Below are 26,298 nucleotides of genomic sequence, written 5' to 3' on the forward strand. Positions count from 1 at the left end.
TCTAACTGAAGGCAAAGACTTGGGTGGTGCTATGACATCAAAAACAACTGACAGCTTGGACAGGCCCTACATTCTGGTTGCGCCAAACGGCGCCCGGCGGAGCGCGTTGGATCATCCCGCCTTACCGCTCAGGATTGATCAGATCGTCACGTCAGCACGGGATTGTCTTGCTGCGGGTGCGGACGGGTTGCATCTGCATATTCGAGATGCAGACGGACGGCATTCACTGGACGCCGGATTGTACCGGGAAACGCTCGCGGAATTGCAGCGCGAGGTTCCAGAAATGAAGCTACAGATCACGACTGAAGCCGCCGGGCAGTTCGACGTAGCATCGCAACTGGACTGTCTGCGAAAGGTGCGACCTGAATGGGCCTCAATCTCGGTGCGTGAAATCGCCCGCGACCTTAACCTTGCACCCAGGGTCTATGCACAATGCGCGGATCAGGGCACACGGGTTCAGCACATTTTGTATGATGCAGAGGACGCACGATTACTGGACCATTGGCGCGCTCAGGGCATCGTACAGGCGAACCAGACAGACCGTTTGCTTGTTCTGGGGCGATACAGCGATGGACAGCAATCTATGCCAGCCGATCTCGAGGCTTTTCCAAAAAGCCCGGCTCGTTGGATGGTGTGCGCCTTTGGTGCGCAAGAACATGCCTGTCTGGCCGAGGCTGCACGACGCGGTGGTGACGTGCGGGTTGGGTTTGAAAACAGTCTGACGGGGCCGGATGGCAGACCTTGGGCAGATAACGCGGCTTCGGTCGCAGCATTAGTTGAATTGCTTGGAAGGGCAAAGAAATGAGTCATGTTTTCCCACGTCACACGAAATCGGACCTCCCCGTCGCAGTTGGCGGCGATGGCTGTTATCTGATTGATGCAGAGGGCAAGCGATACCTGGATTGCGGTGATGCCGCGGTATCATGTCTGGGTCATTCGAATCAGGCCGTGATCCAAGCGGTACAGCAACAGGTGGAACAGATCGCTTTTGCACATACCGGGTTCATGACATCGGAACCGGCCGAGGCTTTGGCCGAATTGTTGATCCGGCATGCACCGGGGGATCTGGACCGTGTGTATTTTGTTTCGGGCGGGTCGGAGGCGACCGAAGCGGCGATCAAACTGGCGCGCCAATATTTTCTAGAGATCGGACAACCTGAACGCCGTCACGTTATCGCGCGAAAGCAAAGCTATCACGGCAACACTTTGGGGGCTTTGTCCGCAGGGGGTAACGCATGGAGACGGGCACAATTCGCTCCGATGCTGATCGAGATGACCCATATCTCTGCCTGCTACGAATATGCTGAAAAACCGGAAGACGAGAGCAGTTTTGACTACGGCCAGCGTGTGGCGAATGAATTGGAAACTGAAATCCTGCGGCTGGGTCCCGATACGGTCATGGCATTTATGGCCGAACCAGTGGTCGGGGCCACCCTTGGCGCAGTTCCTGCGGTTGAAGGATATTTCAAGCGTATTCGCGAGATTTGCGACCACTATGGTGTGTTGCTGATCTTGGATGAGGTGATGTGCGGTATGGGCCGAACCGGTCACATGTTTGCCTGCGATCATGACGGTATCGAACCGGATATTCTTTGTATTGCCAAGGGGTTGGGGGCTGGATATCAACCAATCGGAGCCATGCTGTGCACCGGTAAAATCTATGACGCGATCCGCGATGGATCAGGGTTTTTCCAGCATGGGCACACCTATGTCGGTCATCCGGTCGCCACAGCCGCCGCATTGGCGGTGGTCCGTGAGTTGACCGAACGGGATTTACCTGCGCGTGCCGGGGTCATGGGCAACAAGCTGCAATCTGCCCTTGAGGCAGCATTCGGACAGCACCCGAACGTGGGAGATATCCGTGGTCGTGGGTTGTTCCGAGGTGTTGAACTGGTCGTTGACCGTGACACCAAGGAACCTTTTGATCCATCACGCGGCATCGCAGGTAAGGTGAAAAAGGCAGCACTGGCTGAAGGGTTGATTTGCTATCCCATGGCAGGCACGCGGGATGGCCGGAACGGCGATCACGTCCTGCTGGCGCCGCCTTTTATCATCGAAGAGGAACAGATAGGCGAACTCGTCAGCAAACTGGAACGCGCCATTTCCGCCGTGCTTTGACATTACCGTGAGCGCACTGTTCGCCCGCAGCTTATTTGTTAGTGTCGCGGGAGAAGTATCTGAAAAGGCGAAATCAATGGCGCTGGATATTTGGCGCAGTTTCCGCGCGCTTCCCCTTTGGGTGCAGATCTGGGTGGCCGTAATATTGGTGCCGGTTAATTTGGTTCCGCTTGCTTTCCTGGATCAGCCGCAGGGGATGCTCATCGCTGTTCTGGCGATTACCGGTATGGCGCTGAACATACCCATCATGGCGGTTGCGCGCGGGATGAGCGGTGCGATGGCTTTGCCGCACATTCTGTGCTGGGTTCCACTGGTTGTCATCGTAACGCTTTTGTTGTTTTCCGATGCGACCCTGAGCATTGCCTTTATCAAGTTTCTTTGGGTGCTTCTGATCGTTGACATAATTTCCTTGCTTTTCGACTTCAGAGATGCGGTCAACTGGTTACGAAACAGACGCGCGACCTGAACAAAAAAGCCCCTTCGGCAGCGAAGGGGCTTTGATCGTTTCTGTCTTTTAAGCAGATTACTTATGCGGAAGCGGGCCGATCATCATGACCATCTGACGGCCTTCCATCTTCGGCATGTTTTCGATCTTGCCGACCTCTTTGATGTCTTCGGCCACACGTTCCAGCAATTCGCGACCCAGGTTCTGGTGTGCCATTTCACGGCCACGAAAGCGCAGGGTGACTTTGACCTTGTCGCCCTTTTCCAGAAACTTAAAGACGTTCTTCATTTTGACGTCATAGTCATGCGTATCGGTGTTCGGTCGGAACTTGACCTCTTTCACTTCGATGACTTTTTGTTTTTTGCGCGCTTCGTTTTCGCGTTTTTGCGTTTCGTACTTGTACTTGCCGAAATCCATGATCTTGCAGACCGGTGGGTTCGCATTGGGCGAGATTTCGACCAGATCAAGACCTGCATCTGCGGCCATCTGCATGGCTTTGGCGGGATGAACCACCCCGACGTTTTCACCTTCGGCGCCAATCAGGCGAATTTCGGGGGCACGGATCTTATCATTGACGCGCGGGCCGGTGTCTCTCTGTGGCGGCGCGTTGTGAGGTCTGCGAGCTATGGGTTCATTCCTTTGATGATTGCAGAATTTCGAGCCCGGAATTTAAACCGGGCAGAGCCGCACTTCAAGCGGCATAAATACAGGGTAATGCGAAAAAACTTGTTTTCTGCCGGTGTTTTTCGCGTTCAGAGTGGCAAAGCCCTGAACGCAGGGTTGCTTTAGCCGACAAAGGCTTTTTCGATCACGAACTCCTTGGGTTCTGAGTTTGCACCTTCACGCAATCCAAACCCTTCGAGGATTTCCTTGATATCCAGGTTGAAAGCCAACGAACCGCAAACCATTGCACGGTCGGTTTCGGGCTTGATGCCACCGTCAATACCCAAGTCGGAAAACACGGTGCCGTCCTGAAGCAAAGTGGTGATGCGACCCATCTTTGGGCTCTCTTCCCGTGTGGTGGTCGGGTAATAGCGGATCTTGTCGGCAAATCCTTCACCGATCAGTTCGGCCAACAGTTCGTCCTGACGGATGCTGTCGATCAGCTGACGGCCATATTCCAGCTCTGCCACTTCGCGGCAGGTGTGGGTGATGATGACCTCGTCATAGTCCTCATAGGTCTGCGGTTCACGCAGCAGCGAGGCAAAAGGCGCAAAGCCGGTGCCGGTCGCAAAAAACCACAGGCGCTTGCCGGGCAGCAGGGCGTCATGCACCAATGTGCCAACCGGTTTGGGACGCAGGATAATCTGGTCACCCGGTTTGATATGTTGCAACTTCGAGGTCAGCGGGCCGTTCTGAACCTTGATCGAATAAAACTCCAGCTCTTCATCCCACGAGGGCGAGGCGATGGAATAGGCGCGCAGCAACGGCTTGCCGTTGTCACCCAGCAGACCAATCATCACAAACTCGCCCGAACGGAAACGCAGCGAGGCCGGGCGAGACACCTTGAATGAAAACAGGCTGTCGGTCCAGTGTTTGACATCGGTTACAGTTTGCGCGTCCGGCAGGACGGGGACTTTTACGGCGGTTGCTTCGCTCACGGGCTTCATCTCTGTCATCGTTTACCTGCCGGTCTGCTAAACCGACATCTCCGTTTAATCTTTGATCCAAGTCAGGAAAAGGGGACAGATTGCCCCCTTTGCGTCACAAGCTGGCGAGTGCGGGGTTCAGCCGCGCAGGCGAGCCTGATAGTTATTCTCTTTCCAGTTCGCGCGGGCTAGCCATTGATCTTCGGGTTGGCGGTCTGCCAGTTCTCCGTCGATCTCGACCTCGTCAAAGCCGCTGCGGCGCGCCATGGCGTATTGATCGGCAAGCACATGCCCTTTGGCGCGTAACCGGCCTTTGTAGCCCTTCAAGCGCAATGTGCGGGCGATGGTAAAGCCGCGACCATCTGCGAAAGAGGGGAAGTCTATCCGAACCAGCCTGGTGCCGCCCAACCGGTCATACAGTTCGTCTGGGTCAGTCTCGGAACTGACGTCCAGCGCGACCACGTCATTGGCGGCGTCATCCAGAGTGACAAAGCCGTCGGTCCAGTCATCGGGCGAAAAGCCCTCATCCGTTACGATTACGTTCATGTTTTCTCTCCGACGCGCATCATCTTGCCATCGACAAAATGGATGCCGCATTCTTCCTTGTTCTGGTCGCGCCACCGTCCGGCGCGGGGGTCTTCGCCCTCTTTGACCGGCGAGGTGCAGGGCGCACAGCCGATCGAAGGGTATCCTTTGGCCACCAGCGGGTGCCGGGGCAGGTTGTTTTCTTCCATATAGGCCCGCACATCCTCGGGTGCCCAATGCGCCAGCGGGTTGACCTTGATCCGGCCTGTTCCGTCCTCGACCTCGAAGAATTCCAGCGCGGCGCGCGTGCCTGCCTGAAACCGCTTGCGTCCGGTTATCCAGCCATCGAACCCCACCAGTGCTTTTTGCAGTGGGAACGTCTTGCGCAGGTTGCAGCACGCGTCCGTGTCGCGCAGGCGCAATGCACCGTATGGGTCTTCGCGCTCAACTTCTGCATCCTCGGCCCGGATGATGCGAATGTTGGTAAGCCCCAGACGCTCGCTCACCTCCTGCTGGTACTCCAGCGTTTCGGTGAACAGCATCTGCGTGTCCACGAAAAGAACGGGCGTTGCCTTGTTCACCACCGCCGCCATATGCAACAGCACGACGGATTCCGCGCCAAAGCTCGAGACCAAGGCAAGCTCGTCGATCTCGTCAATCGCTCCATGCATGACATCATGAGCGCTGTGGTGCCGGAACTGGGCATTCAAGCCTTCGACACGTTCAGTCAGTTCGCGTCTGTCCCGGCCCAGTTCCGTCTGGATCAGGTCAAGCGGCATTTGCGCGGGCCTCGGGGTAGAGGGCGTTTTTGAACGGCGCCATGCCCACCCGGCGATATGTTTCCAGGAATGTCTCCTCTGCGCTTGCACGCTGGTTCAGATAGGTGTCGACAATGCGCTCTACGGCAGGAACGATTTCGTCATAGGCAAAGCCCGGACCGGTGCGATCACCAATTGCCGCATTTTCGGTCGCATCGCCACCCAGAGTGATCTGGTAATTTTCCACGCCTGCGCGGTCCAGACCCAGAATGCCGATATGGCCGACATGGTGATGACCACAGGCGTTGATGCAGCCTGAGATCTTGATCTTCAGGTGGCCGATGTCATGCTCGAGCTTCAGGTCCTCGAACCGCGTTGCAATTTCCTGAGCAACCGGGATCGAACGCGCCGTCGCCAGCGCACAATAATCCATGCCGGGGCAGGCAATGATATCGCTGATCAGACCGATATTGGCGGTTGCCAGCTCGTATTCCTTCAGCTTGGCGTGAATTGCAGGCAAGTCCGATTTGTGGACATGCGGCAGGATTACGTTCTGCTCATGGCTAATGCGCAGCTCATCATAGGCGAATTCTTCGGCCAGATCGGCCATCACGCGCATTTGCTCGGCAGTTGCATCGCCCGGCGTTGCCCCATGCTTCTTGATCGAGATCGTGACGATCGCATGGTCCGCGTCTTTGTGCGGCGCAATGTTGGTATCGACCCACGAGCGGAAAACCGGATCGTTGGTATAGGCGCTTTCAAACGACGCAACCGAAGCCTGGCGGAAGGCAGGCGGTGCAAAGTGGCCCTTGATCTCTTCCAGCAGGTTCATATCCGCGCCTTTGAACTGCGGGCGGACCTTCAGGAAGCGTTCGTTGACCTTGGCGCGGATAGCGTCGATGCCATGCTCGTGCACGGTGATCTTGATACGTGCCTTGTACTTGTTGTCACGGCGACCAATCTGGTTCCAAACTGAAACGGTGGCTTCCAGATAAGCCAGCAGGTCGTCAAAGGCGACAAACTCGGACAATTCCTTGCCGATCATGGGCGTACGGCCCAGGCCACCGCCAACAATGACGCGCGCGCCAAGAACGCCGTCACGCTCAACCAGTTGCAGGCCGATGTCATGCGCCTTGATCACGGCGCGGTCGTTTTCACTGCCAGTGATGGCGATCTTGAACTTTCGTGGCATGAACTGGAATTCCGGGTGGTCGGTCGACCACTGGCGCAGCAATTCGGCGTAAGGGCGGGGATCAGCGACCTCATCTGCAGCGGCACCGGCAAAGTGGTCGGCGGTCACGTTGCGAATGGTGTTGCCCGAAGTCTGGATGGCGTGCATGCCAACCTCGGCCAGCGCGTCCAGCATATCCGGCACGTCGCTCAGCTTTGGCCAGTTGTACTGGATGTTCTGACGCGTGGTGAAATGGCCATAGCCTTTGTCCCACTTCTCGGCCAGCAGCGCCAGTTGACGCATCTGCGCACTGTTCAGCGTGCCATAGGGAATGGCGACACGCAGCATGTAGGCGTGCAGTTGCAGGTACAGCCCATTCATCAGGCGCAGCGGCTTGAATTCGTCTTCGGTCAACGAGCCGTCAATGCGACGCTCGACCTGGGCGCGGAACTGCGCGTTACGTTCTGCCAAAAATGCTGTGTCGAACTCGGAGTAGCGATACATGTCTAGCTGTCCTTGTTTGCAGCCCCGAACCTAGGGGCCTTGAAGGGGAGAGAGATGGCCAGAGGTCAGGCCCGGGGCTGCGGGGAAGTTTCCTGTTTGCCGTGGGCATAGTTGGACGGACCAGTCCGGCGGAAATCTTCCCGAAAATGGGTGGGCTCGGGGCCGTTCTTGCCCGCAACGGCATCGGCCAGATAAGCGCCCACGACTTTATTTGCCTGACGCGCCGCATCCAGCAGACGCACCTGTGCATGTGCTTCGTCAGTGATCAGTTCCGCTTGCGACAGATCACGCGTCCAACTGTCATCTTCGGTCTGGTAAATGACGTCACCTATCAGCAAATCATTTGCGGTGACGACTTTGGGGGTAAAAGCGCGGGCCATCAGGCAAGCTCCTTGTTGAATTCGGTTACGGCCTGCGTCGCTTCGCGCGGGGCAAGGCCATAGAATGTCAGGGCTGGTCCGTCCATTTCGGCGGTGGCCAGGTCGGCGGGCAGTTGATCCAGTGTGGTGGCCAGAATCCGCTGGTTCGGGCGCGAGGCGTTTTCGACCAGTGTGACTGGAGTAGCGCGATCGGCGCCGTGCATGATCAGGCGACCCTGGATAAAGCGGGCAGATTTCTTGCCCATATAGATCGCAGCAACCGAACCGGCCCGTGCCAGGGCATTCCAGTCATGATCGGCAAAACCTTTCATGTCATGCCCGGTCAGGAACCGCACCGAGGAATTCCGGCCGCGTTGAGTCAGGCTTTGGCCGATACCAGCCACTGCGGCAGAGGCCGCCGTGATACCGGGAACGATCTGCCACGTGATTCCAGCCGCCTCGACGGCCTCAATCTCTTCATCCAGACGACCAAAGACAGTCGGATCGCCGGACTTCAGGCGGACCACGCGGTTACCTTTCAGGGCATATTCGACCAAAAGAGCGTCGATATCACTTTGCTTCCAGGATGGGCCGAATCCGGCTTTGCCGACATCAACCAAAGCGGCGCTTTGACCGGCTATGTCCAGAACGGGTTCACTGATAAGGCGGTCATGCAGCACAACATCAGCCTGCTCAAACGCAGTCAGCGCCTTGAGTGTCAGCAACTCGGGGTCGCCCGGACCTGCGCCGACAAAGTCGACATGCCCTTTGGTGCCTGTTGTGCGAACGTCCTGCATCGGATCATCTCGGGTGTGGTTTGACTTGACCCTCAATATAGGAAATATTCCCACCAAAGCGCCATATGGGCGCTCAAATAAGGACAAACGTTCCATCGAAACAAAATTTTGGAACGAAAGCTTCGATGTGGAAGGAATATTGGAATGTCGGTGCGGATAGATGATACGGATCGGAAAATTCTGGCCGAGCTGCAACGTGATGCAGGGCAGTCACTGGACGAAATAGCGGCTCGGGTCGGCAGTTCAAAGACGCCTGTCTGGAATCGTATTCGTAAGCTCAAGAGTGCGGGAATCATTGGTCAGCAAACGGTTTTGCTGGATGCCGAAGCGCTAGGGTTTGAGGCGACTTTCTTTGTTTTGATCCGCACGTCGGAACACGAGGCTGAGTGGCAGCGCAAGTTCCTTAAGGCATTGCGCGAACATCCCGAAGTGCAGGAGGCGCATCGGCTGGCAGGCGACATTGATTATATTCTCAAGGTTCGGGTCAAGAACGCGCGCGCCTATGATCAATTCTACCAGTCGCTGATTTCGGAGGTACGGGTGCACAATGTGACCGCGCTATTGTCGATGGAAGAAATCAAGTCCACAACGATGCTTCCCCTCAACGCATTGGTTGAAGGGGCATAGAAGGCAGGTACTGCCAGCGCCGGATCGATCCGCGCCTTATACAGGTCAGACCTGAACCATTAACCGTTCCAGACCATGGAAGTGATAGCTGTCTGAATAGGTCGGCGGATCGGCAAGCCGCAGGTTCGGGCAGCTGTTGAACAGAATGGGCAGAGCTATGCGCATTTCCAACCTTGCCAAAGGTGCGCCGACGCAAAAATGGATGCCTCCACCAAAACTTGTGTTGACCTCAATCGAGCGCGTCGGATCAAACCTGTCGGGTTCATCCCAGACCGCAGGGTCGCGGTTTGCAGCGCCAAGCAAAAGTGCGATCTGATCACCGCGCCTGAACGAATGACCAAACATATCAACGTCTTCATACGCATACCGTGTGAACATGTGTAGGGGCGGGTCATAGCGCAGGATTTCTTCAATCGTTGCGTCGATCTGGTCCGGGCCTAGAACGTCGGGGCTGGTATGTGTTTGCAACAGGGTTTTCACACCGTTCGCCAGCGAATGCACCGTTGCTTCGTGACCTGCATTCAACAGCAAGATGCATGTTGCGACCAGTTCGTCGATGGACAGCTTTTCGCCTTCCTTCTCGGCGCTGATAAGCCGGGTGATCAAATCGTCACGCGGATCGTTGCGTCGTTGTTTAATGTATCCCAACAGGAAATCCGTGAACTCCTGAGAGGACTTGGCGGCCTTATCCTCGGTCGCCTGTGTCCGGTTGGCCTGATACATCGCGACCATGTCATGCGACCACTGCAACAGGTTGGGCGCCATGTCTTCGGGAACGCCCAACAGTCGGCAGATAGTTACCACCGGGACCTGAGTGCAATAAGCGCTCAGCAGATCGAAAGGTGTATTCGGAAACGCCTCGACAAGACTGTGGCATAGCGATTCTATGGAAGGCTGCAACGCAGATATTTCCCGCGACGTGAAAGCGCGCATAACAAGCGCCCTCAGGCGGGTATGTCGCGGGGGTTCAGCTTCAAGCAGCGAATGGGCTTCGATAGCCAGCCAGGGGGCCAAATGGGCAGGGCCCTGTGTCGCGCATTCAGGCGGAACTTCCCGCCCAAACCGGCGGTCGCGAAGAAGTGCCCGCACGGCACGGCGGGACACCGCAGCAACCATGTCGTAGTCGCGCCAATAGAACAGATCACCAGTAGTGCGGGCCTGATCATAGAAAGGGTAGGGGTTCTGAACGAAACCCGGGTCTGTCGGGGATTGCGAGAATGACTTCATGCGACGCACACTTGCCACGAGCCGCGTTGAATGCAAGACCCTGTCTATGCAGAGAGTTTGGATCATTGTCGGTTTTTTGTCCGCTGTCGGGCTGCTGTCAGGTTTTGTTTGGTCTTATGGCTATCGTCAGGCGCTGTCTCAGCTAAGTGACAAGGCCGAAGCAGACCTTGAACTGGCGGCGGATCGGCTCAGCACCCAGATGCAGGTCTACCAGGAACTGGCGGTTCTGATGGCGACACATCCCGCCTTGCACGCGTTGGATACACCGACACAAATACATGACGCGCAAGCGATGTTGCTGGACGTTGCCGACAAGACAGCGGCCGTCAACATGATGTACTTGGATCGCAGCGGTCGGGTTATGGTCGCCGCACAGCCAGTGGCACAGCGAGACATGTCCGCACATCCAGCGTTCAGGCGCGCCATGCAGGGTGCGGTGGGCACCGCGCATGAAGTGGTTCCAGACAGTGGCGACCGGATATATTCCTATGCCGCTCCGACTTTTGCCGCCTCCGGGCAAGTCGAAGGTGCAGTGATGGTGGTTGCCGATGTCCAGGACATTGAACAAACTTGGCGGGGCAGTACCGAAGCCGTTTTCTTTGTTGATTCTGACGGTGTCGTCTTCATCTCGAACCGGTCGGACTTGCTGTTCTGGAGCCGCGAGGTTGGCCAGTCCGGGCTGACACCGCCAGAGGGTGCCTCGGTGGATTTTGCCGCGACGCGGGTCGGCCAGCATGAATTGTGGCGGCTGAACTGGGGGCGGTATTTGCCACGCGATGCGTTGCACCTAACGCTTGAATTGCCTGTGATCGATATGACCGCCGAGGTTTTGGTGGACGTGGCCCCGGCCCGGCGACTTGCCGGGTTGCAGGCGGCGGCGGTCGCAGCGATCTGCCTGGCGTTTGGCGCGATGCTGTATCTTGCGATGGAACGGCGACGGACGCTGGCGAATGCCAACACGGTTCTGGAAAGCCGGGTGGCGCAGCGTACCCGTGCTTTGACCCAAGCAAACACCGCATTGCGCCGCGAAGTTGCAGAGCGTCAGGAGGCCGAAGCAGCACTGAAAAAAGCGCAGGCAGAGCTGGTGCAGGCAGGTAAGCTCAGCGCGTTGGGGCAGATGTCGGCGGGGATCAGCCACGAACTCAACCAACCGTTGATGGCAATCCAGCAGTTCGCCGACAATGGTACGGCCTTTCTTGAACGCGGCAAAGGCGACAGGGCCAGCGAAAACCTTGGGCGTATTTCGGAAATGGCCGCCCGCATGGCCCGGATCATCAAGAACCTGCGCGCGTTTGCCCGCAACGAAAGCGAACCGATGGGCCGGGTCGATCTGGTGCAGGTTCTGAAAACTGCCGTCGAATTGACCGAAACCCGATTGCGTGACGATGATGTGACGCTGGAATGGGAACCGGGACAGGCTGCGGTTTATGTTTGGGGGGGTGAAGTCCGCTTGGTGCAGGTCTTTGTTAATCTGATCAATAACGCGGCGGATGCGATGCTGGGGAGACCCAAGCGGTACATTTCGATTGTGATGCACGAAGAAGACCGGTTGCGCGTTTCTGTGCAGGATACCGGACCGGGGATCGAAGACCCCGACCGGGTGTTCGAGCCGTTTTACTCGACCAAAAGCGTAGGTTCCTCTGAAGGTCTGGGGCTTGGTCTTTCTATATCATATGGTCTTGTTCAAAGCTTTGGGGGTGAAATCCGCGGGGCAAACACGGCTGATGGCGCAGTGTTTACCGTCGAGCTGGAGCCCTACGGGAAAGAAGAGGCAGCATGATGCGCAGGGTTCTGTTGGTCGATGATGACGCAGCTGTTCGCGAGGCATTGGCGCAAACCATTGAACTTGCAGATTACGCACCGACAACAGCCGGTTCTTTTGTGGCGGCCAAGGATCATATTCGGCGGGATTTCCCCGGTGTGATTATTTCGGACATTCGAATGCCCGGGCGGGATGGCTTCCACTTGTTGGCGTATGCTCGGGACATCGACCCCGAGCTTCCGGTGATCCTTTTGACCGGAGAAGGTGATATCCCAATGGCCGTAGAAGCCATCGGAAAAGGAGCGTTTGATTTTCTCGAAAAACCCTGCGCTGCGTCTGACCTGATGGACGTTCTTGAACGCGCATTCGCAGCCCGCACCCAAGTGTTGGAACAGCGCGCCCTGAAATCCGAACTTGAAAGGGGGGACCCGGCCGCACGTTTGCTGTTTGGTCTGTCTCCGCAAGCCGAGGCGCTGCGAGATCGTGTGCGGACCGTCGCACCGACGGGGGCCGAAGTCCTTGTTACCGGCCCGCCGGGCAGCGGCATATCCAAAGTAGCCGAAGTGGTTCACCTGATGTCGCCCGCTGGTCAGGGGCCTTTTGTCAAACGTCCGGCTTCAAGCCTAAGCCCCGATGACCTTGCCCAAAGCTGCGGCGATGCCGCGGGTGGATCCCTGTTTCTGGACGAAGTGTCCGCCATGCCCCAAGCCACGCAGTTTGCGGCGTTGGAGATCATCGAGCGCGGTCCTGGGGGGCGCATTATTGCAGGAACAACCGCTGATCTGTCTGCTTTATGCTCAGAAGGGCGGTTTAACGCTGATCTGTTCTATCGTTTGGATGTGATGCGGGTACGTGTTCCTTCACTGGCGGAACGCCCCGACGACATTCCGGTGATTTTTCGCCACTATGTGGCGCAAGCGGCCGAGCAGGCAGGCATCGCAATTCCCGAGATTTCGTCTGAACATCTGGCGGCCTTGATGGCCAGCGACTGGCCGGGCAACGCCCGTTCGCTGATGTCAGCAGCAATGCGGTTTGTTCTTGGAATGCCCGAGGAGGTTACGCAGGCAACGGATCTGGGGTTGAGCGAACAGATGGCGCGGGTTGAACGATCTTTGTTGATTGCAGCTTTGGGACGCCACAATGGAAAAGCATCAGATGCAGCCAAGGCGCTGAAGCTGCCGCGCAAGACCTTTTACGACAAGCTGGCGCGCTACCAGATTCGTCCCGAGGATTACCGCAGATAAGCAGGAACCGGATTGGCACATCTGATTCGAAGAAGTGATTCGGAAATTGTGCGGAAATCCGCACAAGCCGCTCTGAGGATGTGCGAGTTTTCGCACGGCTCGGACCTGGGAAGCGCAGAACCTGAACCAGCAACGGCGTAACACTTTGGTATTAAACAGGTAATCAGACACTTTCCGCAATCGCAGTCAAAAGTTGTGTGCTTTACCCTGAGTCGCTTCACTGCACGCCATACGGCGCTTACCCAGCGTCGACTGCAAGTTTCAAGGAACTCTGGGAGGATATCAGATGAAGCTTCTGACAACGGCAGCAACTGCGCTTGCTCTGACGGTAACCGCAACGGCTGGTATGGCTGCATGCGATGAAGGCGAAATCGTCGTTAAGTTCGCGCATGTGACGAACACCGACAAACACCCCAAAGGTATCGCGGCATCGCTGTTAGAGCAGCGGGTCAACGATGAAATGAACGGCACGATGTGTGTTGAGGTCTACCCGAACTCGACTCTCTACAACGATGACAAAGTTCTCGAAGCGATGTTGCAGGGCGACGTGCAACTGGCCGCGCCCTCTCTGTCGAAATTCGAGAAGTTCACCAAACAGTTCCGCCTGTTTGACCTGCCGTTCATGTTCAAGAATGTCGACGCTGTAGACGCGTTCCAGGCCTCGGCCGAAGGGCAGGCGATGAAAGACAGCATGCAGCGCCGCGGCCTGCAAGGGCTGGCGTTCTGGCACAACGGCATGAAGCAGATGTCGGCCAATAAGGCTTTGGTTGATCCGTCGGATGCAAACGGTCTGAAGTTCCGCGTGCAGTCGTCAGATGTGCTGGTGGCACAGATGGAAGCCATCGGGGGCAGCCCGCAGAAAATGGCCTTCTCGGAAGTGTATGGCGCGCTGCAACAGGGCGTTGTGGACGGGCAGGAGAACACCTGGTCGAACATCTACGGCAAGAAGTTCTTTGAGGTGCAGGACGGTATCACCGAAACCAACCACGGCATCATCGACTATCTGGTCGTGACATCGGTGGATTGGCTGGACAGTCTTGATCCGGCGGTGCGGGATCAGTTCCTGACCATTCTGGCCGAAGTTACCGAGACCCGGAACAAAGAAGCCTTTGCTGTGAACGAAGCGGCCAAAGCCTCGATCATCGATGCGGGCGGTGTCATTCGTGAACTGAACCCTGAACAGCGTCAGGCCTGGGTCGACGCAATGAAACCGGTCTGGGACAAATTCGCTGGTGACGTGGGTCAGGACAAGATCGACGCGGCGCAGGCCATCAACGCCGGGTTCTGATCCGGTCAAAGGCCGCGCGTCAGGGGACTGGGGAGTATTCGACGCGCAGGCCGGGCGGGCTGAAATGGCCCGCCCCATTCTCAACTCTCTCTTCAATAAAATGCGGGGACTGAAAGATGTCTGGTGCGAACTCCGGCCAGGACGGGCTGATCAATCACATCGAAGAAACCCTGATCGCGTTACTTATTGGCCTTATGACGGTCGTGACATTTGCCAACGTGATCGCGCGGTTTGTCTTTAATTCAAATATCCTGTGGGCGCTTGAGTTGACTGTGTTCACGTTTGGCTGGCTGGTGCTGCTGGGCGCGTCTTACGCGGTCAAGAAACATGCTCATCTGGGTGTGGATGCAATCCTGAACATGCTGGCGCCAGCACCGAGGCGCATTATGGCGCTGGTCTCGGTCGGGTTCTGTCTGATGTTCTCGCTGCTGATGCTCAAAGGGGCATATGACTATTGGGCCGTCTTTGCAGATCTGCCGCCAACATCGGGCCGCTGGTTCCCGACCGGGTTTGATTTCGGCGCACGCAGCCAGAGTTTCTACGAGGTAGACGACATCCCCATGGTCGCTCCGCTGCGCTTTCTGGAAGACCTGATCAACTATGGCGAGGGGTATGAAAAACTGCCCAAGGTCGTACCTTATCTGGTTCTGCCGGTGTCCATGCTGCTGCTGGTGATCCGGTTTTCGCAGGTCGCCGTTCAAATTTGGCGTGGTGAGACCGATCGCCTTGTCGCCAGCCACGAAGTCGAGGACGAGATTGAGGAAGTCCGCGCACAACAAGGGGTGCATGACTGATGGACGTTATCCTTCTTTTCTCGATGGTCATCGGCCTGCTGCTGATCGGGGTTCCGATTGCGGTTGCACTTGGCCTCAGCTCGACCCTGTTCCTGCTGATCTATTCCGACAGTTCGCTGGCTTCTGTCGCAGGCACGCTGTTTGAGGCGTTCGAGGGGCATTTCACCCTGTTGGCGATCCCGTTCTTCATTCTGGCCTCGTCCTTTATGACGACAGGTGGTGTAGCGCGTCGGATCATCCGTTTCTCGATTGCATGCGTGGGGCATCTGCCCGGCGGTCTGGCGATTGCGGGCGTGTTTGCCTGTATGCTGTTTGCCGCGCTGTCAGGATCGTCCCCGGCCACGGTTGTGGCGATCGGATCGATTGTCATCGCAGGTATGCGCCAGGTTGGGTATTCCAAAGAGTTTGCCGCTGGTGTGATCTGTAACGCGGGTACGCTGGGTATCCTGATCCCTCCGTCCATCGTGATGGTTGTGTATGCTGCCGCCGTCGAAGTTTCAGTTGGGCGTATGTTCCTGGCTGGCGTTATTCCCGGTCTGATGGCTGGCTTCATGCTGATGATCACCATCTATGTCATGGCAAAGGTCAAGAACCTGCCCAAGGGTGAATGGAAGGGGTGGGGTGAGGTCTTTACCTCGGCCCGCGAGGCCGGTTGGGGCCTGTTCCTGATCGTTATCATTCTGGGTGGTATTTATGGGGGTATCTTTACCCCGACCGAGGCTGCCGCGGTTGCTGCCGTCTATGCTTTTTTCATCGCCAGTTTCGTCTACAAGGACATGGGTCCGCTGAGTACGGAAGGGGACGCACAGAACCTGCCGCTGCTGAAAAAGCCTTACGCGTTGGTCACGGCGTTCTTTCACCCCGATACCAAGCATACACTGTTCGAGGCGGGCAAGCTGACGGTGACGCTGTTGTTCGTGATCGCCAACGCGCTGATCCTTAAGCATGTTCTGACGGACGAACAGGTGCCGCAGCATATCGCCGAGGCGATGCTGACCGCAGGGCTAGGGCCGGTGGCGTTCCTGATCGTTGTGAACGTGATCCTGCTGATCGGTGGTCAGTTTATGGAGCCGTCGGGCCTGTTGGTGATCGTCGCACCGCTGGTGTTCCCGATTGCCATCGAGTTGGGCATCGATCCGATCCATCTGGGCATCATCATGGTTGTGAATATGGAGATTGGGATGATCACACCTCCGGTTGGTTTAAACCTGTTCGTAACCTCGGGCGTTGCAGGTATGCCGATGATGAGCGTTGTTAGGGCAGCGCTGCCGTTCCTCGCTGTTCTCTTCGTCTTCCTGATTATGGTGACGTATATTCCGTGGATCTCGACATTCCTGCCCAACACCTTCATGGGCCCGGAAATCATAACCAATTAGGTGGTTTGACGATGTACGTAGCCGGGCGGTTTCGACTGCCCGGTTTTTTCGTATCTTGAACCCCGGCATCAAGTGCTTAACTGGGGTTCAGAGGACGACCTCCCCATAATGGGACATCTTTCGGGACGACCCGAACGAATACGAGGTTGTCATATGCCCTGGATCTTTCTTCTTTTTGCTGGCCTGTTGGAAATCGTCTGGGCTGTAGCGATGAAGCAATCGGCTGGTTTCACCCGATTGTGGCCTACGGCCTTGATGGCTCTTTCGATGATCGGGTCTTTCGGCCTGTTGGCGCTGGCGATGCGCGACCTGCCATTAGGCACGGCTTACACCATCTGGACGGGTATCGGGGCAGTGGGGGCGTTCTGTGTCGGCATCCTGTTTCTGGGCGAAGCCCTAAGCCCTGCGCGGATTCTCGCGGCCCTTCTTATCGTGTCAGGTCTTATCTTGATGAAGCTGGCATGAGCCCTTTATTGACCAAGCTATTGCGCTTGGGCAGGGTTCAGGAAACACGGGAAATGGAGACCGGAATGCTGACCGAGACCGACAAGCGCCTGCTACGCGTTGCTTATGACGAGGCCAAAGCCGGGTTTGACGAAGGTGGATGCCCGATCGGGTCAGTTCTGGCGCGGGGTGGCGATATTGTTTCACAAGGGCGTAATCAACGTGTGCAGGGCGGGGATCCGATCGCACATGGCGAAATGGATGCCTTGCGTAAAGCGGGACGTCAGAAAACCTATCGGGATACGGTTCTTTACACGTCGTTGTCACCTTGCATGATGTGCTCGGGCACTATCGTTCAGTTTGGTATCCCGCGTGTGGTGATCGGCGATACCCAGAACTTTGGTGGCAACGAAGACTTCCTGCGCGAACGCGGTGTCGAGGTGGTGATAGTCAACGATCCTGACTGCATCGCACTGATGCAGCGGTTCATCGAAGAAAAGCCAGAGCTTTGGGCCGAAGATATTGCCGAGTAAAGGCGAATCCTAGACGCTCTCCAGCGCCTGAATAATGCCCGTGAAATCCCCGGCCTTCAGGCTGGCGCCACCTACAAGCGCACCATCGACATTTGAAACCGCAAAGATCTCCGCCGCGTTGGAGGGTTTGACCGACCCACCATACAGAAGACGGACAGAGCGGCCCACACCTTCGCCAAAGCGGCGCTCTAGCCGGGCGCGGATGAAGTCGTGAACTTCCCCAATCTCATCAAGCGTCGGAACCTTGCCGGTGCCGATGGCCCAGATCGGCTCATATGCAATGATCAGGTTCTCGCCGGTTGCCTGATCCGGGATCGACCCCGACATCTGACCGCCGATTATGTCGAGCGTATTGGCCGCCTCGCGTTGCTCCAGACTTTCGCCTACGCAAATGATCGCTTTTAACCCCGCGTCCATCGCTGCACGGGCCTTGGCGCGTATATCCTCGTCATGCTCTTCATGGTCTACGCGACGTTCGGAATGACCCAGGATGACTGACGTCGCGCCCGCGTCCAGCAGCATCCCGGCGCTGATATCGCCTGTATGCGCGCCCGCGCTTGCCGCGTGGCAATCCTGCCCGCCGACGGTAACCGCTGACCCGCGTACGGTGTCCGCTGCGCGGCTGAGCAATGTTGCCGGAGGGCAGATCAGGATATCGACCGAAGCGTCTGGGTAGGACTTGCACAGTGCTTCAAGCTCGCTCAGCGCAGCACCGGTTCCGTTCATTTTCCAGTTTCCTGCCGCAAGCCTGCGCCGCATACCCGTATCTCCCTGATCATTCGATGATTTAGGATGCGGATAGCATTGTCGACGCGATCTTACAATTCCACGGATCGGGTGAGTTCAAGCGCTATGATCGACAATACTGCGTTCTGTCTGGCCCGTGTCACGGGATTATCCGGCGCAAACTAGGATTGCTGCGTGATGCTTTCATCGAATTTGATGGATTCACCGCAACCGCAGGCGTCGACGACATTCGGATTCCTGAACTTGAATCCTGATTCCAGCAACGACACCTCGTAATCGATTTCAGTGCCGAACAGGAACATCTGCGCCATTGGCGCGATCATGACGCGTGCTCCATCCTGTTCGACAACTTCATCATGCGGATCAGCCTGATCGACATATTCCATGGTGTATTCCATGCCCGCACAGCCGCCTTTCTTGACGCCAATGCGCAAGCCAGCGTGGCCACCCGAGTTCATCAGGCGGGTGATTTGTTCTGCGGCTTTAGGCGTCATGGTCACAGCCTGCTTGCCGGGAATGCCGAACATGTAAGTCTCCGTTGTCGCGCGTTGCGTTTAATTTAGGGCTCAGGAGGTCAAGGCTCAAGACGGTGTGTTATAAAGAGTTTTGTCCGGATGAAACAACTCGGCATTCAGAATGGGTTCGCTGAAGATATCCAACTGTGAGACCGTGGAACTGAATGGGTTCAAGTTGGTCAGCCGTTAACTCGGTTTGCTTTGAGATACTATCGGAAAGGATAATATTGTGAATGATTTACAGGCGATTGTTAATTCGATCTTGATGCGCGCGGTGCTTACCATTGCAGTTCTTCTGTTTGTTCCGGATGATGCGGCGGCCACCAATGATGGAGAGAGGCATCCGGTAAACTGCGCGACTGCCGAAGGCGATCTGCGCGCCATCGCGGCCGAGAAAAAGCACGCGCAGGACCAACAGTTGGAAAGTGTTGCCGCCATTACTCCTGCCGGGGCACTTTTGGGGCTGGTCACAGGAACGGAACACAAACGGCTGCAAATGCTATCGGGGGACTACATCAATCAACTTGACGCCAGATCTGCGGAGATCAAAAAGACTTGCAATTTGAACTGATTACCCGACGTTTGGTGGTTTGGATAAGAAAAAGGACCGTTCTCGGGCAAGAACGGTCCGTGTTTCGGGGCCGGAACTCGGGGGGGGCGGTCAAATCATGTCTGGCCCGAGGCGCGACACTGATTGGTGCCGTCCGCAGGTCTTTTCCCGCATCATTGTGACAGGGACAGCACGAGCAGGTAACAAAAACGCCATTGTTTTGTGACAAATACCCGGGAAACTGTGGCAGGTGCCTACATAAATCCTAGTTCCAGACGCGCTTCGTCTGACATCATTTCCATACCCCAGGGCGGCTCCCAGGTCAGTTCCACGTCAACCTCTTTGACGCCTGCAACAGGCTCGATCGCTTCCATGATCCATCCGGGCATGTCGCCGGCAACAGGGCAACCGGGTGCTGTCAGTGTCATGATCACCTTCACGGCGTTGTCCGTGGAAATGTCGATCGTGTAGATCAGGCCGAGGTCATAGATGTTCACCGGGATTTCCGGATCGTAGACCGTGCGACACGCTTCGACCACGGGCTCGTACAGGGGGTGCTCAATGGTTGACGGCGCAATCAGCGGTGTGCCTTCAAACTGTTCGCTCGGATGAGTCATCTTTGCCTCGGGTCAGTTGCCTGAGCGATTATATAGGGAATAGGAGCAACAGGGTCCAGTAGGGCAGCGGCGCCGATTGGGGCGCCGCGGCAATTTAGTCGTTGATGTCGTGGTTGAAAGTTTTGACCTGACCGTTCGGCAACGCAAACAGTTTCCGCAAAACAAGCCATGCAATCAGTGACATCACTGCAAAGATCAGCGCCAATACATTCAAAGACAGAGCCATTCCGGGTACGGCAAGGATAAGCCCCGTGACTGCGGCTCCGATTGCAAAGCCCAGAAAGATGAAACCGGGCAGGAAAATCTCAAGGATACCCAGCGCCAATGCGGCGGCCAGCCAGATCCACCAGGTCAACCAGAAGGGGTCAGCCATCACTTTCCTCCTTTTAACATTTTGAACGCGTCACCAAAGGCTTCCAGTGCGTTGGCAGGCACAACAATGGTTTGCTTGCCAGTACCGTTTCCAAGCGCGTTCAGGGCTTCAACCTGTTTCAAGGCAACCTGATACTGAGCAGCTTCGATGCCGTTATCCTGAATGGCCTTGGCGACCACACCTGTGGCATAAGCTTCGGCTTCGGCCTGAATGCGCCGCGCCTTGGCGGTTTGTTCCGCCGCATAAAGCTCGGCGTCGGCATGCAGCTCGACTGCGCGCTTCTTGCCCTCGGCTTCTGTCACCTGTGCGCGGCGGGCTCGTTCGGCGTTCAGCTGTTGCAGCATGGCGTCACGGGTGGCCTGATCCAGATTTACGTCCAGAATCTCGGCGCGGGTGACTTCGATACCCCAGTCATCGACAGCTGTTTCAACGCTTTCCTGAATACGCGTGATCAGTTGGGACCGGTTCGACTGAACCTCATCCAGATCCATCTTACCAATCTCGGCGCGAACGATCCCGGCGACAGTGGTGGCAATCGCGCCATCTACGTCGCGAATTCGGTAGACCGTCTTTTCAGGTTCGAGAATACGGTAGAAGACCGATGTATCGATCTGCACCAGAACGTTGTCCTTGGTGATTGCGTCCTGCGTCGCGTTTGGCAGCTGGCGTTCCAGGATCGAGATCTTGTGACGCGCAATGTCCAGTAGCGGAACAATAAAGTTGATGCCGGGGCCAAGCACGGAATGCAGGCGCCCAAACCGTTCAACTACGTATTTTTCGGACTGAGGCACAATCTTGATGCCTTTGAAAATGATAACAATTACCAGCACCGCAGCCAGCAGGTAAATGATGTTTGACGAAAGCAATCCGATGATTTGGTCTTCGGTCATACTGTCCTCTTGTTTTTGTGTACTATAGTATACATGTGGCGATTGAGTCGCCCGATTTCAACTCTGGTATGAGTGGAAAGCAGCCCCATGCAAATGCTCCAATAGTAAAACGCTGTATCGAAAAATAGTGCTGTGACCGCTTTGCATCCCTAATTGTTTGCGGTATCGGGCTTGGATGAAACTGATAATCGATACAGATCCTGGCATCGATGATGCCATGGCAATCGCCTATGCCGCCGCAGCGCCCGAGATCGAGCTGATCGGCCTGACCACCGTGTTCGGAAACACGCATGTTCACCAATCCAGCCGCAATGCCCGGTTCCTGCTTGATAAGCTGGGTCTGGATCTGCCTGTCGCGGAAGGGGCTGCGGTTGCCTTGGGTGCCGATACGCATTCGCCCTCCGAACATGTGCATGGTCCCGAAGGATTCGGTGACCTGACTGAAATTCCCGAAATTGGAAGCAACCACGCCCTGCCGGCTGCTGAATTTCTGGTTGATATGGCGCGAACCCACAAGAAAGAGCTGGTGGTGTGCGCCGTGGGCCCCCTGACCAACATCGCCAACGCCATTCGTCTGGATCCGGAATTCGCCGACAATCTGGGGCGTTTGGTGATTATGGGCGGGGCGGTGTACTGCCCTGGTAATATTACAGTACATGCCGAGGCCAACATCTATCATGATGCGATTGCCGCTGAAGAGGTCTTTGCCACACCGCCGGAAACCGTACTGGTCGGCTTGGATGTCACGCTGAAAACGCTCTACGAGACTGCAGATTTCGAAAGCCTGGCAATGCGATCACCTGACATGGGGTCCTTTCTGCGAGATATCTCTCGCTTTTACCTGAAGTTCTACAAGGACGTCGGTGGTCTGGAGGGCTGCGGCCTGCACGATTCGACGGCTGTGATTGCTTGTTCTCATGGTGCTATGTTTGACATGGTCGAAACGGGTCTGCGGGTTGTCACCGAAGGCGACCAGAAGGGTGCGACGCGACCTGATCCGGAACGTCCCGCAGTTCGGGTCTGCCGCGACGTGGATGGGGCAGGGGTTGTTCAACTGTTTACAGACCGTGTTGCCTCGCTACCCTGACGGGTTGCAAAGACCGACCGGATCGGGCAAAGCCTGCCCGGTTCGGCGACCCGAGGCGATGACATGACCCAACAGTTTTCTTTTGATCTGAAAGCCACAGACGGCAAAGCCCGGACCGGTGTGATCAGCACACCACGCGGCGACGTGAGAACGCCTGCCTTTATGCCGGTTGGCACTGCGGCAACGGTCAAGGCGATGATGCCGGAAAGCGTTCGCGCGACGGGGGCAGACATCCTGCTGGGGAACACCTATCACCTGATGCTGCGTCCGACCGCTGAGCGTATTGATCGACTGGGTGGACTGCACAAGTTCATGAACTGGGATCGGCCCATTCTGACAGATTCCGGCGGATTTCAGGTCATGTCGCTGGCCGGATTGCGCAAGCTGACTGAAAAGGGCGTGACCTTCAAATCCCATATTGACGGGTCAAAGCACGAATTGACGCCGGAACGGTCGATGGAGATCCAGCGCCTGCTGGGCTCGGACATTGTCATGTGTTTCGATGAATGCCCTGCGCTGCCAGCGGATCGTGACCGCATTGCCGAGTCGATGCGCCTGTCGATGCGTTGGGCCGAACGGTCGCGCGATGCGTTTGGCGATCGTCCGGGGCATGCGCTGTTTGGCATCATGCAAGGTGGGCTGGAAAAAGACCTGCGAGAAGAAAGCGCCATGGCTTTGAAATCTATTGGTTTCGAAGGCTATGCGGTTGGTGGCCTGGCCGTCGGCGAAGGGCAGGAGGCCATGTTCTCTTGCCTCGACTATGCCCCCGATTTCCTGCCATCGGACAAGCCGCGCTATCTGATGGGCGTCGGCAAGCCCGACGATATCGTCGGTGCTGTTGCCCGCGGGATCGACATGATGGACTGTGTGTTGCCCTCGCGGTCCGGGCGTACAGGGCAGGTTTTCACCCGCTACGGCGTGGTGAACATCAAGAATGCCCGTCACGTAGACGATCCGCGGCCGCTGGACGAGCAGTGCACTTGCCCAGCCTGTTCTAATTATTCCCGCGCTTACCTGCACCACGTGTTCCGTGCGAATGAGATGATTTCCGGCATGTTGCTGACATGGCATAACCTGCATTATTTTCAGGAGATCATGGCCGGCATGCGCGACGCGATTGCCGCGGGTGCGTTCGAAGTCTGGCAAGCCGATTTCCACGCGCAGCGCGCGCAGGGGGATATCGAACCGCTGTGATGTTTTGCCCCCTCCAAGGCGAAAACGGGCAATTCTGCACAGCCGGGCTGTTTTCTGGCGACTGATCGCGCAAGACCGGGGCGTATTCTACTATTTTGGTGGATATGTTCCCGGCACGCCTTGCAGTCCGCCAAACCTCGGTTCATTCTGATTGGTGATACATGGCGGTAAGGTTGAAAATGGGCGATGAGGCCCCACCTTTATCGTCCAAGACAGGAGACGGACAAATGTTGCCTCGATGAGGGACAAGCGCCGTCTTGCCAATGATAAGGATAGAGCATGCAAGAGCCTCTGAATTCCTCCTACCCCGTCCTGCCGCTGCGCGATATTGTGGTGTTCCCACATATGATCGTGCCGCTTTTCGTAGGCCGTGACAAATCGGTCCGCGCGCTGGAAGAGGTGATGCAGGATGACAAGCAAATTCTATTGTCCAGCCAGATCGATCCCGGCGTTGACGATCCGGATGAAGAAGGCATCTACCGCACCGGCGTTCTGGCAAATGTGCTGCAACTGCTGAAGCTGCCCGATGGCACGGTAAAAGTGCTGGTCGAAGGGCAGGCGCGCGTTCAGATCACCGAGTTTCTGGAGAACGAAGAGTTTTTCGAAGCCCGCGCGGAATACCTGACCGAAATTCCCGGCGACGTCACCACGACCGAAGCGCTGTTGCGCACTGTCGCGGACGAGTTCGAGCGTTACGCCAAAGTGCGCAAGAACATCCCCGAAGAGGCACTGACCGCAGTAGGCGATACCACCGAGCCTGCGAAGCTGGCCGACCTTGTGTCCGGGCATCTGGGCATAGAAGTCGAACAAAAGCAGGAGCTTCTGGAAACCCTCAGCGTCAGCGAGCGGCTTGAGAAGGTCTATGGCCTGATGCAGGGCGAGATGTCTGTTCTGCAGGTCGAGAAGAAGATCAAGACCCGTGTCAAATCCCAGATGGAGAAGACGCAGCGTGAGTATTATCTGAATGAGCAGATGAAGGCCATTCAGAAGGAACTTGGCGATGGCGAGGACGGCAGCAACGAAGTTGCTGAACTGGAAGCCAAAATCGCCGAAACCAAGCTGTCGAAAGAAGCGCGGGAAAAGGCCGAGGGTGAGCTTAAGAAGCTCAAGAACATGTCGCCCATGTCGGCCGAAGCCACAGTTGTGCGCAACTATCTGGATTGGATTCTTGCTCTGCCTTGGGGCACCAAATCCCGTGTCAAAAAGGATCTTGGCCGCGCGCAGGAGATTCTGGACGCGGACCATTATGGGCTTGAGAAGGTCAAGGAACGGATCGTTGAATACCTTGCGGTTCAGCAGCGCTCGAAAAAGCTGAAAGGGCCGATTCTGTGCCTTGTCGGCCCTCCGGGCGTGGGTAAGACCTCGCTGGGTAAGTCGGTTGCGAAGGCAACCGGGCGCGAGTTCATTCGTATCTCATTGGGTGGTGTACGCGACGAATCCGAAATCCGGGGCCATCGTCGGACTTACATTGGCTCGATGCCCGGCAAGATCATTCAGGCGCTGAAGAAGGCGAAAACCACGAACCCGCTGATTTTGTTGGATGAAATCGACAAGATGGGGCAAGATTTCCGGGGTGACCCGGCATCAGCGATGCTTGAGGTGCTGGACCCCGAACAGAACAACACGTTCATGGACCATTATCTTGAGGTTGAATATGACCTGTCCAACGTGATGTTCCTGACCACGTCGAACAGCTACAATATGCCCGGGCCTCTGCTTGACCGGATGGAGATCATACCGTTGGCCGGTTACACCGAGGACGAAAAGCGTGAGATCGCCAAGCAGCACCTGATCAGCAAACAGGTCAAGAACCATGGTTTGAAAGCCAAGGAGTTCGAGCTGACCGATGAGGCGCTGCAAAAGATCATCCGCACCTATACCCGTGAGGCGGGCGTACGGAACCTTGAACGTGAAATCGCCAAGGTTGCGCGCAAGTCGCTGACCAAGATCATCAAGAAGGACGCGGAAACCGTTAAGGTCACACCCGAAAACCTGCAAGATTTCCTGGGTGTGCCGAAATTCCGTTATGGCCTGGCCGAGCAGGACGATCAGGTTGGTGTTGTCACCGGTCTTGCCTGGACATCAGTGGGTGGCGACCTGTTGCATATCGAAGCGTTGAAACTGCCCGGCAAAGGGCGGATGAAGACGACCGGTAAGCTGGGCGATGTGATGAAGGAATCCATCGACGCCGCTTCGTCCTATGTGCGTTCGATTTCACCTCAGATCGGGGTAAAGCCGCCGCAGTTTGACAAGATCGACATTCACGTTCACGTACCGGATGGCGCGACACCCAAGGATGGCCCATCGGCTGGTCTGGCCATGGTCACGTCGATTGTCTCGGTTCTGACTGGTATTCCCGTTCGGAAAGACATTGCTATGACCGGCGAAGTCTCACTGCGCGGGAATGCGATGCCAATTGGTGGTTTGAAAGAAAAACTGCTGGCCGCGCTGCGTGGTGGGATAAAGACCGTTTTGATCCCGGAAGAGAATGAAAAGGATCTGGCGGATATCCCGGACAACGTCAAAGAAGGGCTGAAGATCATCCCGGTCAAACATGTCTCGGAAGTTCTGGAACATGCTTTGGTGCGTAAACCGGAACCGATCGAATGGGACGAAGCCGCGGAAGAGGCCGCAGCAGCGGCGGCCGCGTCGCCCGGTAATACCGGACCTTCCGCGACCGCGCATTAAGGCTTTGGTGAGTCAACAAAAGGCGAAGCAATAGCTTCGCCTTTTTTGTTGGGGGATGTAGTGAAGACCGCACCAT

General features: G+C 56.5%; 27 protein-coding genes and 1 pseudogene. 15 read left to right on the top strand and 13 right to left on the bottom strand.

The annotated features are described in order from the left end of the window. Window positions 1-31 precede the first annotated feature (31 nt). The 3 genes from ACR0DS_RS06965 (at window position 32) to ACR0DS_RS06975 (ending at window position 2,584) form a co-directional block, all read left to right on the top strand. A complete protein-coding gene (locus ACR0DS_RS06965) occupies window positions 32-805 on the top strand; it encodes a beta-keto acid cleavage family enzyme (RefSeq protein WP_480537750.1) in 774 nt (257 codons plus the stop codon). Continuing rightward, window positions 802-2,118: an aspartate aminotransferase family protein gene (locus ACR0DS_RS06970; RefSeq protein ID WP_480481149.1), complete on the top strand. Its 1,317-nt coding sequence runs from the start codon at window positions 802-804 to the stop codon at window positions 2,116-2,118. The genes ACR0DS_RS06965 and ACR0DS_RS06970 overlap by 4 nt, the downstream gene beginning before the upstream one ends. A gap of 76 nt (window positions 2,119-2,194) precedes the next feature. Next, on the top strand, window positions 2,195-2,584 hold the full coding sequence (locus tag ACR0DS_RS06975) for a hypothetical protein (RefSeq protein ID WP_480558523.1): 390 nt from the start codon (window positions 2,195-2,197) through the stop codon (window positions 2,582-2,584). 57 nt (window positions 2,585-2,641) lie between these two features. On the opposite strand, the gene infC is transcribed toward ACR0DS_RS06975, so the two are convergent. The 7 genes and pseudogenes from infC to cobA form a co-directional block, all read right to left on the bottom strand. Continuing rightward, the gene (infC, locus tag ACR0DS_RS06980; RefSeq protein WP_480492811.1) at window positions 2,642-3,232 is read right to left on the bottom strand and encodes a translation initiation factor IF-3; all 591 of its coding nucleotides are present in this window, start codon (window positions 3,230-3,232) and stop codon (window positions 2,642-2,644) included. Window positions 3,233-3,348: 116 nt separating this feature from the next. Next, window positions 3,349-4,182 carry a ferredoxin--NADP reductase gene (locus tag ACR0DS_RS06985; RefSeq protein WP_209504075.1) on the bottom strand — a complete coding sequence of 278 codons (834 nt, stop codon included), beginning with the start codon at window positions 4,180-4,182 and terminating at the stop codon, window positions 3,349-3,351. Between the two features lie 108 nt (window positions 4,183-4,290). Beyond that, window positions 4,291-4,698 carry a DUF934 domain-containing protein gene (locus tag ACR0DS_RS06990; RefSeq protein WP_480558521.1) on the bottom strand — a complete coding sequence of 136 codons (408 nt, stop codon included), beginning with the start codon at window positions 4,696-4,698 and terminating at the stop codon, window positions 4,291-4,293. Continuing rightward, window positions 4,695-5,456, bottom strand: coding sequence for a phosphoadenylyl-sulfate reductase (locus ACR0DS_RS06995; RefSeq protein ID WP_480558519.1), 762 nt, complete (start codon window positions 5,454-5,456; stop codon window positions 4,695-4,697). Before ACR0DS_RS06995 ends, ACR0DS_RS06990 begins: the two co-directional genes overlap by 4 nt. After that, a complete protein-coding gene (locus tag ACR0DS_RS07000; RefSeq protein ID WP_480558517.1) occupies window positions 5,446-7,110 on the bottom strand; it encodes a nitrite/sulfite reductase in 1,665 nt (554 codons plus the stop codon). The genes ACR0DS_RS06995 and ACR0DS_RS07000 overlap by 11 nt, the downstream gene beginning before the upstream one ends. Window positions 7,111-7,175: 65 nt before the next feature. Then, complete coding sequence (locus ACR0DS_RS07005; protein WP_480485783.1) at window positions 7,176-7,490, bottom strand: DUF2849 domain-containing protein; 315 nt, start codon at window positions 7,488-7,490, stop codon at window positions 7,176-7,178. Continuing rightward, window positions 7,490-8,236 (bottom strand): annotated as a pseudogene (gene cobA / locus ACR0DS_RS07010) (uroporphyrinogen-III C-methyltransferase); the annotation flags it as partial. The pseudogene cobA and the gene ACR0DS_RS07005, both read right to left, overlap by 1 nt. Window positions 8,237-8,410: 174 nt before the next feature. On the opposite strand from cobA, the gene ACR0DS_RS07015 reads away from it, so the two are divergent. Continuing rightward, window positions 8,411-8,893, top strand: a complete 483-nt coding sequence (locus ACR0DS_RS07015; protein ID WP_267365581.1) for an Lrp/AsnC family transcriptional regulator — start codon at window positions 8,411-8,413, stop codon at window positions 8,891-8,893. 45 nt (window positions 8,894-8,938) lie between these two features. Here the strand turns inward: ACR0DS_RS07015 and ACR0DS_RS07020 are convergent, their stop codons facing one another. Continuing rightward, window positions 8,939-10,120 (bottom strand): cytochrome P450, encoded by a 1,182-nt coding sequence (locus ACR0DS_RS07020; protein ID WP_480558515.1) that lies wholly within the window; start codon window positions 10,118-10,120, stop codon window positions 8,939-8,941. A 46-nt stretch (window positions 10,121-10,166) separates the two neighbouring features. Here ACR0DS_RS07020 and ACR0DS_RS07025 point away from each other — a divergent pair, with 46 nt between their 5' ends. From ACR0DS_RS07025 to ACR0DS_RS07055, 7 genes are all read left to right on the top strand, one after another. Next, window positions 10,167-11,900, top strand: a complete 1,734-nt coding sequence (locus ACR0DS_RS07025; protein ID WP_480558513.1) for a sensor histidine kinase — start codon at window positions 10,167-10,169, stop codon at window positions 11,898-11,900. Further along, the gene (locus ACR0DS_RS07030) at window positions 11,897-13,126 is read left to right on the top strand and encodes a sigma-54-dependent transcriptional regulator (protein WP_480558511.1); all 1,230 of its coding nucleotides are present in this window, start codon (window positions 11,897-11,899) and stop codon (window positions 13,124-13,126) included. Before ACR0DS_RS07025 ends, ACR0DS_RS07030 begins: the two co-directional genes overlap by 4 nt. Window positions 13,127-13,412: 286 nt before the next feature. After that, a complete protein-coding gene (locus tag ACR0DS_RS07035; RefSeq protein ID WP_480558509.1) occupies window positions 13,413-14,414 on the top strand; it encodes a DctP family TRAP transporter solute-binding subunit in 1,002 nt (333 codons plus the stop codon). A gap of 116 nt (window positions 14,415-14,530) precedes the next feature. Beyond that, window positions 14,531-15,208, top strand: a complete 678-nt coding sequence (locus tag ACR0DS_RS07040; protein ID WP_480558507.1) for a TRAP transporter small permease — start codon at window positions 14,531-14,533, stop codon at window positions 15,206-15,208. Next, a complete protein-coding gene (locus ACR0DS_RS07045; RefSeq protein ID WP_480505350.1) occupies window positions 15,208-16,584 on the top strand; it encodes a TRAP transporter large permease in 1,377 nt (458 codons plus the stop codon). The genes ACR0DS_RS07040 and ACR0DS_RS07045 overlap by 1 nt, the downstream gene beginning before the upstream one ends. A gap of 153 nt (window positions 16,585-16,737) precedes the next feature. Then, on the top strand, window positions 16,738-17,049 hold the full coding sequence (locus tag ACR0DS_RS07050) for a DMT family transporter (protein ID WP_480481130.1): 312 nt from the start codon (window positions 16,738-16,740) through the stop codon (window positions 17,047-17,049). Continuing rightward, complete coding sequence (locus tag ACR0DS_RS07055; RefSeq protein WP_480481129.1) at window positions 17,046-17,561, top strand: nucleoside deaminase; 516 nt, start codon at window positions 17,046-17,048, stop codon at window positions 17,559-17,561. Before ACR0DS_RS07050 ends, ACR0DS_RS07055 begins: the two co-directional genes overlap by 4 nt. A gap of 9 nt (window positions 17,562-17,570) precedes the next feature. Here ACR0DS_RS07055 and tpiA read toward each other — a convergent pair whose 3' ends face one another. Next, window positions 17,571-18,320 (bottom strand): triose-phosphate isomerase, encoded by a 750-nt coding sequence (gene tpiA, locus ACR0DS_RS07060; protein WP_480481128.1) that lies wholly within the window; start codon window positions 18,318-18,320, stop codon window positions 17,571-17,573. A gap of 149 nt (window positions 18,321-18,469) precedes the next feature. Further along, window positions 18,470-18,835, bottom strand: a complete 366-nt coding sequence (locus tag ACR0DS_RS07065) for a HesB/IscA family protein (protein WP_480481127.1) — start codon at window positions 18,833-18,835, stop codon at window positions 18,470-18,472. Between the two features lie 217 nt (window positions 18,836-19,052). On the opposite strand from ACR0DS_RS07065, the gene ACR0DS_RS07070 reads away from it, so the two are divergent. Further along, window positions 19,053-19,394, top strand: a complete 342-nt coding sequence (locus ACR0DS_RS07070; protein WP_480537771.1) for a hypothetical protein — start codon at window positions 19,053-19,055, stop codon at window positions 19,392-19,394. Between the two features lie 233 nt (window positions 19,395-19,627). Here the strand turns inward: ACR0DS_RS07070 and ACR0DS_RS07075 are convergent, their stop codons facing one another. From ACR0DS_RS07075 to ACR0DS_RS07085, 3 genes are all read right to left on the bottom strand, one after another. Then, window positions 19,628-19,990, bottom strand: coding sequence for an SUF system Fe-S cluster assembly protein (locus tag ACR0DS_RS07075; protein ID WP_209504059.1), 363 nt, complete (start codon window positions 19,988-19,990; stop codon window positions 19,628-19,630). A 94-nt stretch (window positions 19,991-20,084) separates the two neighbouring features. Continuing rightward, the gene (locus ACR0DS_RS07080) at window positions 20,085-20,363 is read right to left on the bottom strand and encodes an NfeD family protein (RefSeq protein ID WP_267364499.1); all 279 of its coding nucleotides are present in this window, start codon (window positions 20,361-20,363) and stop codon (window positions 20,085-20,087) included. Then, a complete protein-coding gene (locus ACR0DS_RS07085) occupies window positions 20,363-21,253 on the bottom strand; it encodes an SPFH domain-containing protein (protein ID WP_480472533.1) in 891 nt (296 codons plus the stop codon). The genes ACR0DS_RS07080 and ACR0DS_RS07085 overlap by 1 nt, the downstream gene beginning before the upstream one ends. 175 nt (window positions 21,254-21,428) lie before the next feature. On the opposite strand from ACR0DS_RS07085, the gene ACR0DS_RS07090 reads away from it, so the two are divergent. The 3 genes from ACR0DS_RS07090 to lon all read left to right on the top strand — a co-directional run bounded on the left by ACR0DS_RS07090 (window position 21,429) and on the right by lon (window position 26,222). Further along, window positions 21,429-22,340, top strand: a complete 912-nt coding sequence (locus ACR0DS_RS07090; protein WP_480537774.1) for a nucleoside hydrolase — start codon at window positions 21,429-21,431, stop codon at window positions 22,338-22,340. 63 nt (window positions 22,341-22,403) lie between these two features. Beyond that, complete coding sequence (gene tgt / locus ACR0DS_RS07095) at window positions 22,404-23,534, top strand: tRNA guanosine(34) transglycosylase Tgt (protein WP_480558505.1); 1,131 nt, start codon at window positions 22,404-22,406, stop codon at window positions 23,532-23,534. Between the two features lie 279 nt (window positions 23,535-23,813). Beyond that, window positions 23,814-26,222, top strand: coding sequence for an endopeptidase La (lon, locus tag ACR0DS_RS07100; protein WP_480537778.1), 2,409 nt, complete (start codon window positions 23,814-23,816; stop codon window positions 26,220-26,222). Window positions 26,223-26,298 lie beyond the last annotated feature (76 nt).

Source organism: Ruegeria sp. AF5 (assembly GCF_056541905.1).

Excerpts from the sequence above, each read along its gene's own strand:
- ACR0DS_RS07075 (WP_209504059.1), bottom strand. The coding sequence starts at position 19,990 with ATGACTCATCCGAGCGAACAGTTTGAAGGCACACCGCTGATTGCGCCG.
- ACR0DS_RS07015 (WP_267365581.1), top strand. The coding sequence starts at position 8,411 with ATGTCGGTGCGGATAGATGATACGGATCGGAAAATTCTGGCCGAGCTG.
- ACR0DS_RS07005 (WP_480485783.1), bottom strand. The coding sequence starts at position 7,490 with ATGGCCCGCGCTTTTACCCCCAAAGTCGTCACCGCAAATGATTTGCTG.
- ACR0DS_RS07030 (WP_480558511.1), top strand. The coding sequence starts at position 11,897 with ATGATGCGCAGGGTTCTGTTGGTCGATGATGACGCAGCTGTTCGCGAG.
- ACR0DS_RS06970 (WP_480481149.1), top strand. The coding sequence starts at position 802 with ATGAGTCATGTTTTCCCACGTCACACGAAATCGGACCTCCCCGTCGCA.
- ACR0DS_RS07040 (WP_480558507.1), top strand. The coding sequence starts at position 14,531 with ATGTCTGGTGCGAACTCCGGCCAGGACGGGCTGATCAATCACATCGAA.
- ACR0DS_RS07020 (WP_480558515.1), bottom strand. The coding sequence starts at position 10,120 with ATGAAGTCATTCTCGCAATCCCCGACAGACCCGGGTTTCGTTCAGAAC.
- ACR0DS_RS07000 (WP_480558517.1), bottom strand. The coding sequence starts at position 7,110 with ATGTATCGCTACTCCGAGTTCGACACAGCATTTTTGGCAGAACGTAAC.
- ACR0DS_RS07085 (WP_480472533.1), bottom strand. The coding sequence starts at position 21,253 with ATGACCGAAGACCAAATCATCGGATTGCTTTCGTCAAACATCATTTAC.
- ACR0DS_RS06990 (WP_480558521.1), bottom strand. The coding sequence starts at position 4,698 with ATGAACGTAATCGTAACGGATGAGGGCTTTTCGCCCGATGACTGGACC.
- ACR0DS_RS07025 (WP_480558513.1), top strand. The coding sequence starts at position 10,167 with ATGCAGAGAGTTTGGATCATTGTCGGTTTTTTGTCCGCTGTCGGGCTG.
- ACR0DS_RS07045 (WP_480505350.1), top strand. The coding sequence starts at position 15,208 with ATGGACGTTATCCTTCTTTTCTCGATGGTCATCGGCCTGCTGCTGATC.
- ACR0DS_RS07080 (WP_267364499.1), bottom strand. The coding sequence starts at position 20,363 with ATGGCTGACCCCTTCTGGTTGACCTGGTGGATCTGGCTGGCCGCCGCA.
- ACR0DS_RS07065 (WP_480481127.1), bottom strand. The coding sequence starts at position 18,835 with ATGTTCGGCATTCCCGGCAAGCAGGCTGTGACCATGACGCCTAAAGCC.
- ACR0DS_RS06985 (WP_209504075.1), bottom strand. The coding sequence starts at position 4,182 with ATGACAGAGATGAAGCCCGTGAGCGAAGCAACCGCCGTAAAAGTCCCC.
- ACR0DS_RS06995 (WP_480558519.1), bottom strand. The coding sequence starts at position 5,456 with ATGCCGCTTGACCTGATCCAGACGGAACTGGGCCGGGACAGACGCGAA.
- ACR0DS_RS07055 (WP_480481129.1), top strand. The coding sequence starts at position 17,046 with ATGAGCCCTTTATTGACCAAGCTATTGCGCTTGGGCAGGGTTCAGGAA.
- ACR0DS_RS07090 (WP_480537774.1), top strand. The coding sequence starts at position 21,429 with ATGAAACTGATAATCGATACAGATCCTGGCATCGATGATGCCATGGCA.
- ACR0DS_RS06975 (WP_480558523.1), top strand. The coding sequence starts at position 2,195 with ATGGCGCTGGATATTTGGCGCAGTTTCCGCGCGCTTCCCCTTTGGGTG.
- ACR0DS_RS06965 (WP_480537750.1), top strand. The coding sequence starts at position 32 with ATGACATCAAAAACAACTGACAGCTTGGACAGGCCCTACATTCTGGTT.
- lon (WP_480537778.1), top strand. The coding sequence starts at position 23,814 with ATGCAAGAGCCTCTGAATTCCTCCTACCCCGTCCTGCCGCTGCGCGAT.
- ACR0DS_RS07035 (WP_480558509.1), top strand. The coding sequence starts at position 13,413 with ATGAAGCTTCTGACAACGGCAGCAACTGCGCTTGCTCTGACGGTAACC.
- tpiA (WP_480481128.1), bottom strand. The coding sequence starts at position 18,320 with ATGCGGCGCAGGCTTGCGGCAGGAAACTGGAAAATGAACGGAACCGGT.
- ACR0DS_RS07050 (WP_480481130.1), top strand. The coding sequence starts at position 16,738 with ATGCCCTGGATCTTTCTTCTTTTTGCTGGCCTGTTGGAAATCGTCTGG.
- tgt (WP_480558505.1), top strand. The coding sequence starts at position 22,404 with ATGACCCAACAGTTTTCTTTTGATCTGAAAGCCACAGACGGCAAAGCC.